Source organism: Acinetobacter lwoffii (assembly GCF_049367455.1).
Taxonomy (GTDB): domain Bacteria; phylum Pseudomonadota; class Gammaproteobacteria; order Pseudomonadales; family Moraxellaceae; genus Acinetobacter; species Acinetobacter lwoffii_W.
The window spans coordinates 3,051,691-3,068,880 of record NZ_JBMPXW010000001.1 but is presented as its reverse complement, the minus strand read 5'-3'; the positions used below and the strand labels follow the sequence as shown (position 1 = coordinate 3,068,880).

General features: G+C 44.6%; 14 protein-coding genes and 1 pseudogene. 3 read left to right on the top strand and 12 right to left on the bottom strand.

Going from position 1 to position 17,190, the window contains the following annotated elements:
• Nucleotides 1–162, top strand: a pseudogene (locus tag ACO1B7_RS14675) (MarR family transcriptional regulator); the annotation flags it as partial.
• 74 nt (nt 163–236) lie between these two features.
• Here ACO1B7_RS14675 and ACO1B7_RS14670 read toward each other — a convergent pair.
• Entirely contained in the window at nt 237–1,508 is a 1,272-nt protein-coding gene (locus tag ACO1B7_RS14670; RefSeq protein WP_004646947.1) for an MFS transporter, read from the bottom strand.
• 358 nt (nt 1,509–1,866) lie between these two features.
• Between ACO1B7_RS14670 and ACO1B7_RS14665 the strand changes: the two genes are divergently transcribed.
• Nucleotides 1,867–3,090 (top strand): CaiB/BaiF CoA transferase family protein, encoded by a 1,224-nt coding sequence (locus ACO1B7_RS14665; RefSeq protein ID WP_004646948.1) that lies wholly within the window; start codon nt 1,867–1,869, stop codon nt 3,088–3,090.
• Nucleotides 3,091–3,160: 70 nt separating this feature from the next.
• Here the strand turns inward: ACO1B7_RS14665 and ACO1B7_RS14660 are convergent, their stop codons facing one another.
• The 8 genes from ACO1B7_RS14660 to ACO1B7_RS14625 form a co-directional block, all read right to left on the bottom strand.
• Nucleotides 3,161–4,843: an AMP-binding protein gene (locus tag ACO1B7_RS14660; RefSeq protein WP_004646949.1), complete on the bottom strand. Its 1,683-nt coding sequence runs from the start codon at nt 4,841–4,843 to the stop codon at nt 3,161–3,163.
• Nucleotides 4,844–4,919: 76 nt separating this feature from the next.
• On the bottom strand, nt 4,920–6,416 hold the full coding sequence (locus tag ACO1B7_RS14655) for a flavin-containing monooxygenase (RefSeq protein WP_216986025.1): 1,497 nt from the start codon (nt 6,414–6,416) through the stop codon (nt 4,920–4,922).
• A 12-nt stretch (nt 6,417–6,428) separates the two neighbouring features.
• Entirely contained in the window at nt 6,429–7,268 is an 840-nt protein-coding gene (locus ACO1B7_RS14650; protein WP_004646952.1) for an alpha/beta fold hydrolase, read from the bottom strand.
• 129 nt (nt 7,269–7,397) lie between these two features.
• Nucleotides 7,398–9,200, bottom strand: coding sequence for an acyl-CoA dehydrogenase C-terminal domain-containing protein (locus tag ACO1B7_RS14645; RefSeq protein WP_004646953.1), 1,803 nt, complete (start codon nt 9,198–9,200; stop codon nt 7,398–7,400).
• Between the two features lie 210 nt (nt 9,201–9,410).
• On the bottom strand, nt 9,411–10,391 hold the full coding sequence (locus ACO1B7_RS14640; protein ID WP_005096900.1) for an NAD(P)H-dependent flavin oxidoreductase: 981 nt from the start codon (nt 10,389–10,391) through the stop codon (nt 9,411–9,413).
• A gap of 11 nt (nt 10,392–10,402) precedes the next feature.
• Nucleotides 10,403–11,191 carry an enoyl-CoA hydratase-related protein gene (locus ACO1B7_RS14635; protein WP_004730960.1) on the bottom strand — a complete coding sequence of 263 codons (789 nt, stop codon included), beginning with the start codon at nt 11,189–11,191 and terminating at the stop codon, nt 10,403–10,405.
• 37 nt (nt 11,192–11,228) lie between these two features.
• A complete protein-coding gene (locus ACO1B7_RS14630; RefSeq protein WP_004730961.1) occupies nt 11,229–12,152 on the bottom strand; it encodes a 2-hydroxyacid dehydrogenase in 924 nt (307 codons plus the stop codon).
• Nucleotides 12,149–12,904 carry a class II aldolase/adducin family protein gene (locus tag ACO1B7_RS14625; RefSeq protein WP_423090293.1) on the bottom strand — a complete coding sequence of 252 codons (756 nt, stop codon included), beginning with the start codon at nt 12,902–12,904 and terminating at the stop codon, nt 12,149–12,151. The genes ACO1B7_RS14630 and ACO1B7_RS14625 overlap by 4 nt, the downstream gene beginning before the upstream one ends.
• Nucleotides 12,905–13,014: 110 nt before the next feature.
• Here ACO1B7_RS14625 and ACO1B7_RS14620 point away from each other — a divergent pair, with 110 nt between their 5' ends.
• Nucleotides 13,015–13,452: a PaaI family thioesterase gene (locus ACO1B7_RS14620; protein WP_004730966.1), complete on the top strand. Its 438-nt coding sequence runs from the start codon at nt 13,015–13,017 to the stop codon at nt 13,450–13,452.
• A 120-nt stretch (nt 13,453–13,572) separates the two neighbouring features.
• On the opposite strand, the gene ACO1B7_RS14615 is transcribed toward ACO1B7_RS14620, so the two are convergent.
• Genes ACO1B7_RS14615 through ACO1B7_RS14605 form a run of 3 tightly spaced genes read right to left on the bottom strand, consistent with a single transcriptional unit; the run spans nt 13,573 to nt 17,106 of the window.
• The gene (locus ACO1B7_RS14615) at nt 13,573–14,784 is read right to left on the bottom strand and encodes a 3-oxoadipyl-CoA thiolase (protein ID WP_004730968.1); all 1,212 of its coding nucleotides are present in this window, start codon (nt 14,782–14,784) and stop codon (nt 13,573–13,575) included.
• Between the two features lie 25 nt (nt 14,785–14,809).
• On the bottom strand, nt 14,810–16,330 hold the full coding sequence (locus tag ACO1B7_RS14610; protein ID WP_423090292.1) for a 3-hydroxyacyl-CoA dehydrogenase: 1,521 nt from the start codon (nt 16,328–16,330) through the stop codon (nt 14,810–14,812).
• 2 nt (nt 16,331–16,332) lie between these two features.
• Nucleotides 16,333–17,106: an enoyl-CoA hydratase gene (locus tag ACO1B7_RS14605; RefSeq protein WP_004730972.1), complete on the bottom strand. Its 774-nt coding sequence runs from the start codon at nt 17,104–17,106 to the stop codon at nt 16,333–16,335.
• Nucleotides 17,107–17,190 lie beyond the last annotated feature (84 nt).

The following is a 17,190-nucleotide window of genomic DNA, read 5'->3' as shown; positions in this document are numbered from 1 at the left end:
TTGGAAACATGGGACAACTTGCAAGCTGATTTCTTTGATTTTTATGGTCAGGCCTTAAATAAACTGGCCTTTGATGATGTGGTTACCCTGATTCATCTGCTCAATAAAGTAAATGATGGTTTGAAAAGTATTCATCTGCATAAAGAAGCAGATCAGGAATAAACAAATAGAAATTCAGCTTTAATTGAAGAGTATAAAAAAGAGCCTGTATTCAGGCTCTTTTTTTGAAGTTGAAATTATGCTTTTTGTGGATCGTATTGACGGTCTTTGATGAAAATCCCGGACACTGCCCCACATAAGAAATAAGCACCGCCCATAATCAGGAAGCCTAGACCAATTGAACCACCGCTGGCTGCCGCGCCAATAATCGCAGGTGCAAACATGGCGCCAATACGACCTGCATTATAAGCACCCCCTACTGCAGTACCACGAATCGAAGTGGCAAAGCTTTCCGTCATATAAGTGGCATTAATCGCATATGGAATACCATACAGGAATCCAAAGAAAATCAGCAGATAGGCAATGTTATCTGGTGTATTGAATAGCACAATCACGGGCAGAAAAATCGCCGTTCCGATGGCACCAAAAGAAAAGACAGCGCGTCTACCCAGACGGTCTGCGGCAAAGCCCGCCAGAATTTTTCCGAAAATCATCGCCACATAAGTACCAATCATATAGCCGGCCATGGATTTAAAATTCATGTGCAATTCAGATTCCAGATATGCCGGCATCCAGTTGTTTACGCCATAGTAGCCAAATTGCAGAAAACCGGCCGTAAAGATCCACAAAATAAACATTCTGCGATTCGCAGGATCCGCGAAAATCTCTTTGACTGTGCTTTTTTTGGCAGGCTGCTGTGCTGTGATTTCAGCTGGGGCATATAGACGCTGCAAACGTGCACGCTGCCAGGATTCTGGCTCAGGAACCAGTTTCTGGATAAAAATCGCCATAACCGAGGGAATAATGGCAATAAAAAACAGGGTTCGCCAGCCATATTCCGGAATGATCCATCCTGCCAGTACCGTGGCCACAATATAACCGACGGTCCATCCTGCCTGTAAGGTACCTAAAACCGTGGTGCGATATTCAGTTGGAACATATTCAGCCATGAGCGTATTGGCTGCAATATATAAAGAGCCTATGCCAAAGGCAGAAAGGAAGCGTAAAACAGCAAATTGTTCAAAGTTCTGTGCAAAGCCTAAGGCTGCGGTCAATATGGAAAATACCAGAATCGAAATGACTACGGTACGTACACGGCCCAGACGGTCACAGGCCCAGCCCCCTATAAAGCCACCAATCGCCATACCTGCCAAGGTAAAACTGCCTAGTGTACCAGCCTGCAGATTACTGAGACCAAACTCTGCTTTCAGGCTATTTAAACTGAAAGACAACAGCAACATGTCCGCGCCATCTACCAGTAAAGCCAGAAAGGCGAAAATAAAAGCAATTTGCTGGGTTCGTTTGGTCGTAGGTTTAATCTTTTCTAATTCTCTAGCTAAATCCGTCATATTTAAATCTCTGTTTCCCTATCCTTAGGTTTTCATGATCTTTTTATATTTAAAGCTATTCCGCTAGTGAATATGCTTTAAGGCTAATCCGTTTTTAATTCACCTGATTGACTCCTTTTTTAATCCTGTCTGGGAGATCCCTTTTTCCTTTTTATCAATTACCTCTTGTTCCTCGTTCATGCTTATATTTGCATCAGGCTAAAGAAAATAAGATGAATATTCAATTATTTTAGATGTTTTATTTTGTTATACGAAATTTATTATCATAAAGTTGATTGTTCTTTCATTTTCATATAGCTTTAAAAAGAGGGATAAGAACGATATGTCATTTGAATAAGATCGAACAGGGAGCGTAATAATGGGTGCCTTAACAGGATTTCGTGTACTGGATTTAAGCCGGATTTTGGCTGGGCCCTGGTGTAGCCAGATTCTGGCTGATCTGGGTGCAGAAGTGATCAAGATTGAAAAACCGGATCATGGGGATGATACCCGTATCTGGGGACCACCCTGGCTTAAAAACAATCAGCAGCAAGATACCCATGAATCAGCTTATTACCTGTCAGCCAACCGTGGCAAGCACTCGGTTGCAATCGATTTATCTACACCTGAAGGCCAAAGTATTATCAAAAAACTTGCTGAACAAAGCGATGTAGTCATTGAAAACTATAAAGCCGGTTCGTTGAAACGATATGGGCTGGATTATGAAAGTCTGAGTCAGCTAAATCCGCGACTGGTATATTGTTCCATTACCGGTTTTGGCCAGAACGGTCCGCGTGCGCAAGAGCCGGGTTATGATTTTATCGTTCAGGGAATGGGTGGCATGATGAGTGTCACTGGCGAACGTGACGATCTGCCCGGTGGTGGCCCGCAAAAAGCAGGTCTGGCCTTTGCAGATTTGACCACCGGCTTGTATGCCGCAATTGCCATTCAGGCGGCTTTGTTGTCCCGTGAGAAAACCGGTGAAGGTCAGTATATTGATATGGCACTGTTAGATACTCAGGTTGCTTCCCTCTCTGTTCTGGCCATGAATTATCTCACCTCAGGCAAAGTACCCGGTCGCTTCGGAAATGCACATGCCAATATTGTGCCCTATCAGGTGTTTAAAGCCCAGGAAGGTGAATTTATTATTGCCTGTGGCAACGATCTGCAATTTCAAGCTTTGTGTCAGGCCGTTGGTTTGACTAAGGTGGCAGAAGATCCTCGCTTCCTGAAAAATTCTGGACGTATTACACATCGTGAAGAACTGACCACAGTTCTACAGGCTCATTTCTATACTCGACCGGCAAAAACCTGGGTGGATCTGATTCATGCGGTTAAAGTACCAGTAGGAATGATCAATGACCTGAAACAGACTTTGCAAGAAGAACAGGTATTGGCACGCGATATGGTGATTCAGATGCCGCATACCTTACGTGAAGATTACACCTCAATCGGTTCACCGATTAAACTCTCCAAGACACCGGTAGAATATAAAAAGGCCCCACCTTGTCTGGGTGAAGATACCGATGCCATTTTGAGTCAATATTTAAGTTCTGCTGAAATGGAAGAACTGAAAAGCAAAAAAGTCATCCAGCAGCGATAAGCCTGCAAGCAGTAAAAAAGGAATCTTTAGATTCCTTTTTTATTTTAAAGATAATGGATTAGATCATTCCTTAGCAGGCTTTTGCACTCGGCTGAACAGTACGAGGCAGTTCACGACGCAGAATTTTGCCAACTGCGGACTTGGGCAATCCAGACACAAACTCAATATATTTGGGCAGTTTATAACTGGTCAGTTGCTGCTTCAGATAAATCATGACTTCATCTTGGCTCAGAGTTTCATCCTGTTTCACAATAAATGCCTTTGGTACCTGTCCAGATTTTTCATCATCAATACCAATCACCGCACATTCCAATATTTTAGGATGTTTGGACAGTACGCCTTCCAGCTCATTCGGATAGACGTTAAAACCGGACACCAAAATCATGTCTTTTTTGCGGTCCAGAATGGTGATATAGCCCTGCTCATCCATACAACCGATATCACCTGTCAGAAAAAATCCATCTTTGGTAAATACATGTGCTGTTGCTTCCGGTTGCTGCCAGTATCCTTTCATCACCTGTGGACCACGTATGGCGATTTCTCCAGCTTGATTAAACTCTACAGGTTTGCCTTCGTCATTCAGAATCAGAATTTCAGTCCCTGCCAATGGCAAGCCAATCGTGCCACTAAATCGCCGGCTTAAAGGCGGGTTAAAAGTTGCAGTCGGTGAGGTTTCAGAAAGCCCATAACCTTCATAAATCTGGCAGCCTGTGACCTCATGCCATAACTCTGCTGTACTTTTTAAAATCGATGCTCCCCCGCCGGTTGTAGTTTTCAGGCTTGAATGATCCAGTTCACGAAAACGTGAATGATGCGCCAAGGCATTAAACATGGTATTCACACCCGGAAAAACGGTCGGTGGATATTTCTGGTATTGATCCGCCAAAGCATCCAGATCTCTCGGATTTGGAATCAAGACATTGGCAAAACCACGGCTTAAACCATAACTGAACAGGCAGATGGTAAATCCATAAATGTGATACAGTGGCAAGGCACAGAATACATATTCATTTTCAGCGGCATAGCGGTCACCAAAATGGCTGATAAACACGGTACTGTTCTGGGCGATATTAAATAGAATATTGCGATGGCTCAGTTCTGCGCCTTTAGAAACACCTGTGGTACCTCCCGTGTATTGCAGAATGACCGTATCTTCCTGATGTTGTACAGGCGGTTCAAAATCAATAATCTTTACCTGATTTATTGCCTGTCTAAAGTCAGAAAACTGTTTATCCGGATATTGTGCTGCCTGACTATAAACAGCACTTGGCTGCTCTTGAATAAAATCCAGCGGATGCGTCGAAATGACATATTTGAGTTGAGGACATTCATCTAGTGCTGTTAATTGCTCCAAAGTCTGTCCCAGGATAATCAAGGCTTTAGCACCTGAATCCTGTAGCTGATGATAGAGCTCGCGCTGGGTGTACATGGGATTGACATTGACCAGCACATAACCGGCACGAATAATGGCGAAGGTCGCAATTGGATACTGAATAATATTTGGCAACATCACTGCAATACGGCTGCCAGCAGTCAGTCCAAGACTCTGTAAATAGCTTGCCAGTTTCTGACTATACATATCGACATCTTGATAGCTGAATTTGCGATCCAGATAGATAAATGCGGTTTTATCCTGAAATTTCACCAAATTCTCAGCAATTGTCGTGCTCAGGGTTTTCTCAGGATCTGGCCGGGTAAACTCCGGATTGATATTCCACTTTTTATATTCTTCCATCCATGGCTGACTGCTCATGACTATACTCCTGTCCTGGATTTACATTTATTTTGTATTATTTAAACTATAAAATTTTGATTCTAATCAAATATTTTTAAACCACTTTCTGCTGTCTCGATTCAACATACTCGTAGTGATAACCGCTACGAATAAAATGCTGATTTTTATCCCTAAATGAATGAGCATAATCCGGCCAGACCAAAGTCAGCTTGCGACTGACCGGGTCCAGATACCAGCTTTTACAGCTTTCCGATAACCAGACACTACCTTGGGAAAGTTGCTGTAGCTCCTGCATATAGCTATTTTCAGCTTCTTGATCTGCTTCAAAGACCTGAATTTTTTGTTGTTCAAAGAATTGCAAGGCATCTAGAATCAGATCAAACTGGGTTTCCAGAAAATAAAGCGCTGAATTATGCCCACTGCCTGTATTTGGCCCATTCAGGATAAACAGGTTTGGAAAGTTGTGTACGGTCGTTGACTGATAACCCTGCATACCTCTGGACCATTGCTGTTCCAGACTTAAACCCTGTTTACCGACTACCTTTGCGGCATAGGGTGGACGCGCCGCTTCAAATCCTGTCGCAAATACGATGATATCTGCAGAAAATTTATTTCCCGCCTGGCTTAATACACCGTCTTTCGTAACTTCTGCCAATGCTGAGTCTTCAAGTGTGATATTTGGTTTTAGAAAAGTCGGATAATAATCATTAGAAAGCAATAAGCGCTTACAACCAGGTTCATAATTCGGCGTAAGTTTGAGCTGTAATTCAGTATCTGAAATCTGATGTTTTAAGAATTGCAGGCAGTTTTTCTTGACCCGCTCAATCTGGCTTTTCAGATTACGGCGCTGGGCAAAATTGTATTCATTGCCCCAGAACAACGAGTGTCTAAGTGCTGACATACTGTCCGGATCTTTGCGGAAAAGCTGTTTTTCTGATTCAGAATAAGGTCGGTCTGGTCGGGGCAAAATATATGGCGCACTACGTTGTAAGACGGTCAGGCTTTTGGCTGTTTTGGAAATTTCCGGCACAAGCTGGATGGCAGAAGCACCAGAACCCACCACAACGACATGTTGATTTTCCAGATTCAGCTCGTGGTTCCAGCGCGCGGAATGCATCACTTGGCCTTCAAATTCTTCCAGCCCCGGAATTTTCGGGAGATGCTCATCTGCCAGATGCCCGGTTGCGGTAATTAAAATCTCAGCCTGATACAGACCTATAGAGGTGTGAATTTCCCAGATGCGTTCTCGTGCATTCCAGCTGGCCTTTTCCAGTTGGGTATGAAAATTAATATGGGGCCGGATATTTTCCTGATCACAGCATTGAATTAAATAGCGCTGAATTTCTACCCCTTGTGGAAAGACACGCGACCAGTTGGGATTTTTAATAAACGAGAAAGAATATAAATGGGAAGGTACATCACAGGCGACTCCGGGATAGGTATTGTCACGCCAAGTACCGCCCACTTCTGCTGCACGTTCAATGATTTTAAAATCGTGGATGCCCTGCTGTTTAAGGCGGATTGCCATTCCCAAACCACCAAAACCGCTGCCTACAATTAGAATCTTGCTGCGCTGTCCTTTAGCTTGCATTATTTATCTCCTTTAAGGCATATAAGGCTGGATTTTTTGATTCACCGGATATTGTTCTGGATGCTGGCTAAACTGGTTTACCAGTTGCACCACTTCGGCTGGCGCTTCGACATAGAGCGCATGTCCTGAAGAAATTTCGATATAGCGACTGTTCGAAATTGAAGCAAACAGCAGTTTAGCTTGCGCTACAGGCACCATGCGGTCTTCACGACAGGCAACGACTAGAGTCTCTGCACAGATGTCAGATAAAGCTGATGTAATATCAATGCGATAATTCAGTTCACGCTGTTTGGCTGCATCTTGGGATGGTTTAACAAAGCGTGCCAGATCCAGCACCTGCTGTTCGCTTCGTGCAGACAGATAATCATCGCTATACAGGCAATAATTGACAAAATGAGGCAAGGCCGCAGATTGTTCAGTAAATAACTGTTGCCAGATAACGGTACGCAGTTGTTGCACCGAGCTAGTTTTGGCCCAACCGGCTAACAGGATCAAACGCGCTACGCGCTGTTTTAAACTGGCTGCTACTTGTGCAGCAATCACTGCACCGAGTGAATAGCCGACCACTGTAATGGTTTCATCTTCTGCAACCACATGCTGAATCAGTGCTTCAACTTGTTGGCTAAAATCGGTCACCTTTAGATCAGCTTTATCGGGGGTATGTAAATCAATGGATAAAACCCGTTGATGAATACCCAGCATCGGAAAAATATAACTGAAATGCTTGTCGGTATTTCCACCGGTGCCATGAATCAGAATAATGGTGGGAAATGCAGAACGCTGTCCGACTTCATGAAAAGTAAGCTGCAGATCAGCATAAGGACACTGTTGAGTAATCATGTCTAAATCCATATAGACTCCTGATCTTGTTATTTTATGGTTTATTCAATACCGAAGAATAACTCTCAATATTTGAATGAGGTTAGGATGCAAAAATTATTAAAAAAAGACCCACGACACGAGTATCGTGGGTCAAAAGGTTTAATCGAATTTGAACTCTTCAGGTTCAAGTAAAAACAGGCTTTCACCACCTGCCTGAATATTGGCAAAGTGGGTTGAAGTTCTTGGCAAAATACGTGCAAAGAAGAATTGTGCAGTTTTGATCTTGGCTGCATAGAACGGATCAGTATTACCTTCTTCAATTTTCTGCTGCGCAGTAATTGCCATTTTCAGCCACAGATAAGCGGACACGACATAACCAGAGAAATATAGGTAGTCAACTGATGCTGCCCCAATTTCATTGGCAGACTGCTGAGCCTGCTCCTGAATGGTTCTGGTTAATTCCAGCCATTGTTCAGTCAACTGGCTGACTTGTGCAACTTGCTGGCTAAACTGGGCATGTTGTTGATGTTCTTTTACAAAGCCTTGAATTTCCTCGGTTAATGCGGTCAACAGACCCAATTTTGAGCCCAGCACTTTACGCGCCAGCAAGTCAATGGACTGAATTTCAGTAGTTCCTTCATAGAGGCTGGCAATACGTGCATCACGGGCAATCTGTTCCATGCCATGTTCAGCAATATAACCGTGACCACCGAAAATCTGCATACCATGTTTAGCTGCTTCTATGCCGGTTTCAGTCATTAATGCTTTGGCAATTGGCGTTAATAATGCCAGACGGTCTTCAGCTGCTTTCTTTTCTTCCGGGCTGTCAGTGGCTTCAGCGATATCGGCATAGGTCGCCAGATAATATGCAAGTGCACGTGAACCTTCTGCAAACACCTTTTGAGTCAGCAGCATGTTACGTACAGCCGGATGCACGATAATCGGATCTGCAGGCTGGTCTGGCGCTTTCGCACCTTCAAGTGAACGCATCGCCAGACGGTCTTTGGCATAAGCCAATGCCCCCTGGTAAGAAGACTCTGCTGCTGCCAAGCCTTGAATGGCTGTACCGATACGTGCCGAGTTCATAAAGGTAAACATGCAGTTTAGGCCGCGATTTTCAGGCCCAATCAGGAAACCTTTGGCATTATCAAAATTCAGCACACAGGTCGCGTTACCGTGAATGCCCATCTTGTGTTCAAGAGCGCTACATACCACGCCATTACGGGAAGCCACATTACCAGCTTCATCCAGATTGTATTTCGGCACAATAAACAGCGAAATACCTTTGGTTCCCGCAGGTGCATCTGGCAAACGTGCCAATACGATATGCACGATATTTTCAGCCAGATCATGTTCACCGGCTGAGATAAAGATTTTCTCGCCACTGATGCTATAGCTGCCGTCTTCATTTGGCACTGCTTTGGTACGGATTAAACCTAGGTCAGAACCGGCATGAGATTCAGTCAAGCACATGGTTCCAGTCCAGCGGCCTGCAATTAAAGGTACCAGAAACTTCTGTTTCTGTTCATCGCTACCGTGGTGCTCTAAAGTACGCATGGCACCATGGGACAGGCCTGGGTACATGCCCCAAGACCAGTTCGTTGCGGTAATAATTTCAGAAATGGCAATACGGTATAAGGTCGGGAAGCCCTGACCGCCATATGCTTCGTCACCAGTTAATGAGGTAAAGCCGAGTTCTACATATTTGTCATAAGCTGCTTTAAACCCATCCGGGGTGGTTACGACGCCATCCTGCAAACGGCAACCCTGCTGGTCGCCTGTCGCATTAATCGGTAGAAGTTCGTTTTGGCAAAAGTCCGCAGCGACTTCCAGATATTGCTCCATAATATCCATAGAAACCTTGTCAGCGAATTTTGCATAGCCCTGATATTTCTGTTCAACGTTTAACAGGTCTTTCAGGACAAACTTCATGTCTTTTAATGGCGCAATATAATTTCTCATCGTAATTCCCTTGTATGAGTTCTAATTTGTATATTTATGACAATTAATTTCATAATACGAAATTATGTTTTAAATCCACTATAATATAATTTAAAGAATAAAATCTAGTCATTCGATGAAATTTCTCATTTAAAAATAAAAAATATACAGGATGAAAAAAGCCATTCATAGTGGAATGGCTTTTCTATTCAGCGACTTCACTAAAGTTGATTAACGTGGAAAAAATTGAGCTAAACGTTGCTGAACAATCTGCTCTGCCTCCTGCATGATATTTTCGATCAGCGCCTGACAAGTCGGAATGTCATGAATCAATCCCATCACTTGACCTGCAGTCAGTACACCAGCATCAATATCGCCATTTTCTAAAGCGAGCTTGCCTTTTAAACCGCTGACATAGGGACGAATCTGTTCAAATTGCAGGTTTGGATCTTCACTCATTTTCACCACAAGATCAGATACCGCATTTTTGGCAACACGGGCAGTATTCCTGAACTGTCGATACAGCAGATGTGTCGCCCTTTCATCATTATCGACATAGAACTGTTTGATGTTTGAATGGATCGGCGCTTCCTTAGTGGCACAAAAGCGTGTACCCATATTGATGCCTTCAGCACCTAAAGCCAAAGCTGCGACCAGACCACGGCCATCAGCAAAACCGCCACTGGCCACAATCGGCACAGTAAGCTGATCCGCAGCGGCAGGAATTAAAATCAGGCCAGGAATATCGTCTTCACCCGGATGGCCCGCACATTCAAAACCATCAATCGAAATGATATCCGCACCGATTCTTTGTGCTGAAAGCGCATGACGGACGGAAGTACATTTATGAATGACAATAATGCCGTGTTGCTTAAACGCCTCAATATGTTCATGTGGCTTGTTGCCTGCTGTTTCTACGATTTTGATACCGCTTTCAATGATCGCCTGTCGGTATTCTGCATATGGCGGCGGATTCACAGCGGGCAATAAAGTCAGATTGACCGCAAAAGGCTGATCGGTCATTTCTCGGCAGCGTGCAATTTCCTTGACCAAGGCTTCAGGCGTCGGTTGAGTCAATGCCGTTAATGTTCCCAAGCCACCTGCATTAGATACGGCACTGGCCATTTCTGCGGTACCGACCCACATCATGCCACCCTGGATAATTGGATAGCGAATGCCTAAAAGCTCGGTAATACGGGTCTGAATTTTCATAAATGCTCTCCTTAGCATCCGGTAAATTGTGCAGGGCGTTTTTCGACAAAAGCCTGGACACCTTCTTTATAGTCCTGACTGCTCAGAGCCCGATATTGCAGGTTTTGTTCCAGCTCCAGTTGCTGGTCTATGTTATTTTCAGCACTGCGTTGCAAGGCCTGTTTGGTTAAAGCCAGCGCATAAGTCGGCTGTTGAGATAATCGGTGTGCAATGTCGTCGATATAAGCATCAAATTCTGTATCTGGAAGCATTTTCCAGATCATGCCCATTTCAGCGGCCTCTTTGGCATACACCGGTTCCCCCAGAAAAGTAAGTGCCATGGCACGTGCATAACCGATTAAACGTGGCAACATCCAGGTGCCACCGGCATCAGGAATCAAGCCAATTTTAGAAAAGGCCTGAATAAATCGGGCACTTTCCTTGGCAATGACCAGATCACAGGCCAGCGCGATATTGGCACCTGCACCAGCAGCCACACCATTCACTGCTGCGATTACCGGTTTGGGACTCTGGCGGATCAGATTAATCAAGGGATTATAGTATTTGGCCAGCGAGCCTTGCGGTGGCAAAGGCACATTGCCGAGCTGTCCAGCACGTTCTTTTAAATCCTGTCCCGCTGAAAATGCCCGGCCATTACCACGAATCACAATTACCCGAATATTCGGATCTGTATTCCAGTTTTTCAGCACCTGTTGCACTTCCTCATGCATTTGCTGGTTAAAACTGTTGAGTGAATCCGCGCGGTTAAAGCTTAAGGTTGCGACGCCTTGCTGAACCTGAGTTTGAATCGTTTCCCACATCATTAATTTCCTTATTTTTTTGCCGGTATCCCTACAATTAATAGCCTTTATTAACATCTACCTGATGGCATAAATCCAGCCCGAGATTTAAACGTCGGTCATTTTCTAGAATCTGTTCCACCACCACAGACATGGGTGCATGTGAGGCAACATGTGGTGTAACAACGATCTTTTCATGCTGCCAGAATGGATGTTCAGCAGCTAATGGCTCCTGTTCAAATACATCGACAATTGCACCACGTAACTGGCTGGAATCTAATGCATTTAATAAATCTTGCTCAATTAAATGCTGACCCCTCCCGACATGAATTAATGCCGCCTGCTCAGGCAACCGCTGAAATAATTCAGCAGAAAGAATGCCGGTATTTTCTTCAGTGAGTGGCAGCAGGTTAATCAGAATCTGACTTTGAGCCAGGAATTCGGAAAGCTGTTCTTGGCCTACATAGCTTTTAACTTGATTAATGTCTTTTGGGGAATTCGACCAACCAGAGACTTGATAGCCCATGTCTGCGAAACGTTCTGATACGTATCCACCCATATGCCCCAGTCCCATAATTCCGATCTGGATATGATGGCTATAACTTTGACGATACTGTTTCCATAGCTGCTGCTTTTGCTGCTGGATCATGCAGTCAAAATAACGCTGGAAATACAGCACGCCCCAGAGCAGGTAATCAAGCATGCCTTTTTGATGATGTGGATCCAGTACCCGGCAGACTGACTGGTCAGCTCTAATCTCGTTTAAATTTAAATGTTCGACCCCTGCAGCAATCGAATGAATTAGACCAAGTTCTGGAAGTTGCCGAAGTTTTTCCAGATCTGGAAACCACGAAGCTGCTGTGGTCGCCTGTTCAGCTTCCGGGCTGTCCACTGTACAGAAACTGCCAGCAGGCGCATATTTCTGAAAAGACTTGACCAGAATCGCCTCAATATTCGGCACAGTACTGGAAATCACAATCATGATGCATACTCCGTATATTGATGTTCAATCAGGGATAATGCAGCCTGCCAGGCACGCTGTAAAATCGGTTCAACTAAAGGACTGGCGAACTGCTTGGCAGTTTTAATTCGGACTTCTTCTGCTGGATAATGCAATTCAGCACCACCGCTTAAGGCCTTCACCTGTGCCTGACAGGCACGCTCCAGAAAATAGATTTCATGAAAGGCCCGTGCAATCGTTTCGCCAGCCGTTAAAAGTCCGTGATTGCGCAAAATCATGGCGCGATGGCTGCCCAGGTCCTGAATCAGGCGTTCCTGTTCATCTGTTGACAATGCAACGCCCTCATATTCGTGATAGGCCACCTGCTGATAAAATTTCAACGCATGCTGGGAAATAGGAAGAAGTCCGTGTTTCTGTGCAGAAACTGCTATGCCATCTGCGGTATGCGTATGAATGACACAGTTCAGAGGAGCATGTGCTTCATGAATTGCAGAGTGGATGACGAAGCCCGCCATATTCACCGGCTTGTCCTGTTCATAGCTTTCTACAACCTGCCCTTCATGATTAATCTTCACCAGCGTTGAAGCACACATTTTTTCAAAAGCGACACCATACTGATTAATCAGAAAACAGTCAGGTTGATCGGGAACTCTTAAACTGATGTGAGTATCGATCAGGTCCGTCATCCGGTAATGCGCGATAATGCGATAAAGCGCTGCGAGTTCACAACGTGCCTGCCATTCAGCATCTGTGACGAGATTTTTTATTGTCATCGTTCCATCCTGGAAAAATATAGCATTTTGATCACTATCTGTTATATCATAATTTCAGGAAAACAGAATATTATTTCATAAAGCGAAATAAATCGTTACAAGGAGTGGATATGCCCACATCACAATTAAACGGACTTGAATATCTTACCGCAATTAAAAATGGGGAAATCCCCAGCTCAGCCATGAGTGAAATTATTCCCATGCGTCTGACCTTGGTGCGCGAAAACTATGTGGAATATGAGGTGCGTCCTGATCAGCGCCATTATAATTTACAGGGTGGTATTCATGGCGGCTTTTGTGCAACGGTTCTAGATAGTGCCACTGGCGCTGCCGTGCATACGACAGTAGATGCAGGTGTCAGTTTCTCGACCATTGACCTGAATGTAAAAATGCTGAAAGCGATGAAAAGCGGCGAAACCTATACAGCTATTGGTGAAGTCATCCGGATCGGGCGTAATGTACTGACCTCAGAAGGCCGAATTATCGATAAAGAAGGTAAAGTTTATGCTTTTGGTTCAGCGACTTTATTAGTCACTGCCCGTAAGTAAATCATTACAGTGATGTAATCAATCCCTGCATGTGCAGGGATTTTTATTTTGAAAGAAAAATCCCAATAAAGAATGCCATGCATATCATAGATACATGGCATTAAGACTATGACTAAACTGTTATGCAGCTTCAGGGTTTTCAATCACCATCGCCAAGCCTTGACCCAGACCGATACACAGACTAATCACGGCATATTTTTTACCGGTACGCTGTAACTGACGTGCAACGGTTAAAGCCAAACGCGCACCCGAACAGCCCAGTGGATGACCAATGGCAATCGCACCACCATTTGGATTGACACGCGGATCATCCAAAGCGACATCCAGACCTTTCAGGCAAGATAATACCTGACTGGCAAAGGCTTCATTAATCTCGATGATATCCATATCGTCTAGCGTCAAACCAGCACGTTGTACTGCCTTTTTAATCGCTTCAATTGGGCCTGCACCCATGATGCGTGGCTCAATGCCAGCGGCTGCAGAAGACAGGATACGAGCCAAAGGTTTTAAGCCATACTGTTCCTGAACTTTTTCACTGCCGATAATCAGTGCTGCAGCGCCGTCATTGATTCCTGATGCATTACCCGCTGTTACTACACCACCTTCAAATAGCGGTTTTAACTTGGATAAAGCTTCAAATGTTGAAGATGCACGTGGATGCTCATCCTCAGTAATTTGTTTAGGTGGTAATTTGCGTCCTTGAGAAACTTCAATCGGGGTAATTTCACCTTCAAAGAAACCTGCCTCTTTCGCTGCCTGATATTTTGCCTGTGATGCAGCGGCAAAGGTGTCAGCCTGTTCACGGCTAATACCGAACTCTTCAGCCACATTATCACCTGTTTCAGGCATACTGTGCGCGCCAAACTGATCCGTAAATTTACGGTTCGGGAAACGGGTACCAATTGTGGTGTCATAAATTTTGGCATCACGTGAATACGCGCTTTCTGCTTTGCCCATCACAAAAGGTGCGCGGGTCATGCTTTCTACGCCACCGGCAATGTACAACTCGCCTTCACCTGCAGTAATGGCACGTGCCGAATCAATCACAGCACCGAGACCTGATGCACATAAACGGTTTACCGTCTGACCTGGAACTGTTACCGGCATACCCGCTAACAACGCTGCAAAACGTGCCACATTACGGCTGTCTTCACCGGCCTGATTGGTGCTACCAAAGATTACATCTTCTACATCTGCTGCCGGGATACCGGTTTTTTTCAGCAGGTTTTTAATGACTGTAGCTGCCAGATCATCTGGACGTACGCTTGCCAGACTTCCTGCATGGCGACCGATTGGTGAACGTAAACCATCATAAATATATGCATTTAACATGAGTGTTATTCCTTTAACTTTCTAATTAATGTGTTGTATGAACAAGTGGTAGACCAAGCTGAACACGGCGACGCAACCAAGGACTTGAACGGTAACGCTGGTCACGGGTAATCGCAGTCATACGATCCAGAATTTTTAGAATTTTTTCAGCTCCCAGCACATCCCCCCATTCAATTGGTCCATACGGATAACCAAGGCCTAATTTCACCGCGATATTGATATCTTCTACCGTTGCAACGCCTTGCTGGGCAATATCACAGCCGAGATTCACAATCATTGCCAAAGCACGTTGAGCCACAAAGCCGACGCTTTCCTGAATTACGCTGGCGGTCACACCATCCAGATTGAAAATCGATTGGGCTGCTTTTATCAGTTCAGCTTTGGTCACAAACGTTGGCATTAAAGTACGGTGTTTATGCAGACCATATAGCAGATCGATACACACCACTTGCTGAGGTGCCAGCTGATAACGGATCGCAGCTGATGTTGCATCCTCACCATAAGTGGCAATCAGGATTAAAGCCTCTGCTGAAGGTATCTCAGTTTGCTCAATCTGAATGTTGAACTGTTGCAGATATTGCTCAAGTGCCTGACGGTCTTCGTCATATTCGGTGCCTAGCCAGACTGATGGATATTGACTTAGCTTATCAACCAATGCTGGAGTAACATCACCTTCTTTGCTACCTGAAGTGTAATCATAGAAACCTTTACCAGTTTTACGACCTAACTGCTTGGCAATAAAACGCTGACGGGTAATCACGCTTGGACGGTAACGTGCTTCTTCATAATACTGATGATAAATCGATTCACTCACCGGGTGCGAGACATCCATACCGGTCAGATCACTTAATTCAAACGGCCCCATTTTGAAACCGATTCCGTCACGGTAGATCCTGTCAATATCATAAAATGGTGTGACATTTTCATTCAAAATTGCATAGGCTTCGCTACCAAAGGCACGGCCGGCATGGTTAATGATAAATCCTGGAGTATCTTTAGCTTTGACCGGACGATGACCCATTTTTGTAGAGAGCTGGGTTAATGCTTCAATAATATCAGCGCGGGTATTAAAGCCTTCAATCACTTCGACTACTTTCATGAGTGGGACCGGATTAAAGAAGTGATAACCGGCAACACGCTCTGGCTGACTGCAATTGGCAGCAATTGCACTGATCGACAATGAAGAGGTATTGGATGCCAGAATCGCTTCTGGTTTTATAATTCCTTCAAGCTGCTGCATCAGTTTTTGCTTGATGTCCAGATTTTCAATAATCGCTTCAACAATCAAGTCACAATCTTTCAGGTCTTCTAGCTGCTGCGCAGTCGACAGATGAGCAATATCTTCAGCGGCTTTTTCATGGCTGAATTTACCTTTATCTGCCAAGGTATTTAATGTTTTGGCCAGTTTGTCCTGTGCCTGTTCAGCTGCCCCTTCTTTGGCATCAAACAGTATCACATCATGACCAGACTGAATCGCGATCTGGGCAATACCTGCACCCATCGTGCCTACACCAATAATGCCGATTTTCTGAATCTGAATACTCATGCTTATCGTCCCTGATAATTCGGTTTACGTTTTTCGATAAAGGCCTGCATACCTTCTTTTTGATCTTCTGAAGAAAACAGCATCTGGAAAGATTTACGCTCCAGGGTAAGTCCGGCATTGAGCGGCACATCTTCGGCCAATAAAGCCACTTCCTTGATTTGCTCCAAAGCAATTGGTGGCATTTTTGCCAGCCCTTCTGCCATCTTGATGGCAGTTGCAAGGGTTGCACTGTCTTCAGTCACCTGGGACACCAGACCAATTTGATAGGCTTCCGGTGCAGGTACCAAACAACCGGTCATGATCATGCGCATGGCATGGAATTTACCCACTGCACGGAATAAACGTTGCGTACCACCAGCACCCGGCATAACCCCCACTTTCACTTCAGGCTGACCAAACTGGGCACTTTTCCCGGCAATAATAATGTCTGCATGCATGGCCAGTTCACAGCCACCGCCAAGTGCATAACCGTTTACAGCTGCAATCACCGGTTTTGAACACTGTGCAATCGCCTGCCAGTAACGTTCAGTGCGACGTTGCATCATTTGAATGGTTTCAGCATTGGCCAGTTCTTTTAAATCAGCTCCTGCTGCGAAATCTGTTTCACCACCGGTAAGAATAATGACACGGATATTTTCATCGGCATTCAGTTGCAAAAAAGCCGCCGCGAGTTTCTGGCGAACTTCTGTATTCAGGGCATTTTTCGCTTCTGGTCGATGAATTTTAACCATCGCTACATGAGTTGAGATTTGTTCTATTTGAACGACCTGTTCCATTAAAAAACTCCATTTATTTTGTATAGCGAAATTTTATTTTATATAAAACTAAGGTTTCTCAAGCTATAAATCAAGGATTTTTAA

Bases quoted from the DNA above. Each gene is read 5' to 3' on its own strand.
- ACO1B7_RS14660 (WP_004646949.1), bottom strand. From the start codon at position 4,843: ATGAGCAGTCAGCCATGGATGGAAGAATATAAAAAGTGGAATATCAAT.
- ACO1B7_RS14620 (WP_004730966.1), top strand. From the start codon at position 13,015: ATGCCCACATCACAATTAAACGGACTTGAATATCTTACCGCAATTAAA.
- ACO1B7_RS14655 (WP_216986025.1), bottom strand. From the start codon at position 6,416: ATGCAAGCTAAAGGACAGCGCAGCAAGATTCTAATTGTAGGCAGCGGT.
- ACO1B7_RS14640 (WP_005096900.1), bottom strand. From the start codon at position 10,391: ATGAAAATTCAGACCCGTATTACCGAGCTTTTAGGCATTCGCTATCCA.
- ACO1B7_RS14630 (WP_004730961.1), bottom strand. From the start codon at position 12,152: ATGATTGTGATTTCCAGTACTGTGCCGAATATTGAGGCGATTCTGGTC.
- ACO1B7_RS14610 (WP_423090292.1), bottom strand. From the start codon at position 16,330: ATGAGTATTCAGATTCAGAAAATCGGCATTATTGGTGTAGGCACGATG.
- ACO1B7_RS14615 (WP_004730968.1), bottom strand. From the start codon at position 14,784: ATGTTAAATGCATATATTTATGATGGTTTACGTTCACCAATCGGTCGC.
- ACO1B7_RS14665 (WP_004646948.1), top strand. From the start codon at position 1,867: ATGGGTGCCTTAACAGGATTTCGTGTACTGGATTTAAGCCGGATTTTG.
- ACO1B7_RS14645 (WP_004646953.1), bottom strand. From the start codon at position 9,200: ATGAGAAATTATATTGCGCCATTAAAAGACATGAAGTTTGTCCTGAAA.
- ACO1B7_RS14635 (WP_004730960.1), bottom strand. From the start codon at position 11,191: ATGTGGGAAACGATTCAAACTCAGGTTCAGCAAGGCGTCGCAACCTTA.
- ACO1B7_RS14650 (WP_004646952.1), bottom strand. From the start codon at position 7,268: ATGGATTTAGACATGATTACTCAACAGTGTCCTTATGCTGATCTGCAG.
- ACO1B7_RS14605 (WP_004730972.1), bottom strand. From the start codon at position 17,106: ATGGAACAGGTCGTTCAAATAGAACAAATCTCAACTCATGTAGCGATG.
- ACO1B7_RS14625 (WP_423090293.1), bottom strand. From the start codon at position 12,904: ATGACAATAAAAAATCTCGTCACAGATGCTGAATGGCAGGCACGTTGT.
- ACO1B7_RS14670 (WP_004646947.1), bottom strand. From the start codon at position 1,508: ATGACGGATTTAGCTAGAGAATTAGAAAAGATTAAACCTACGACCAAA.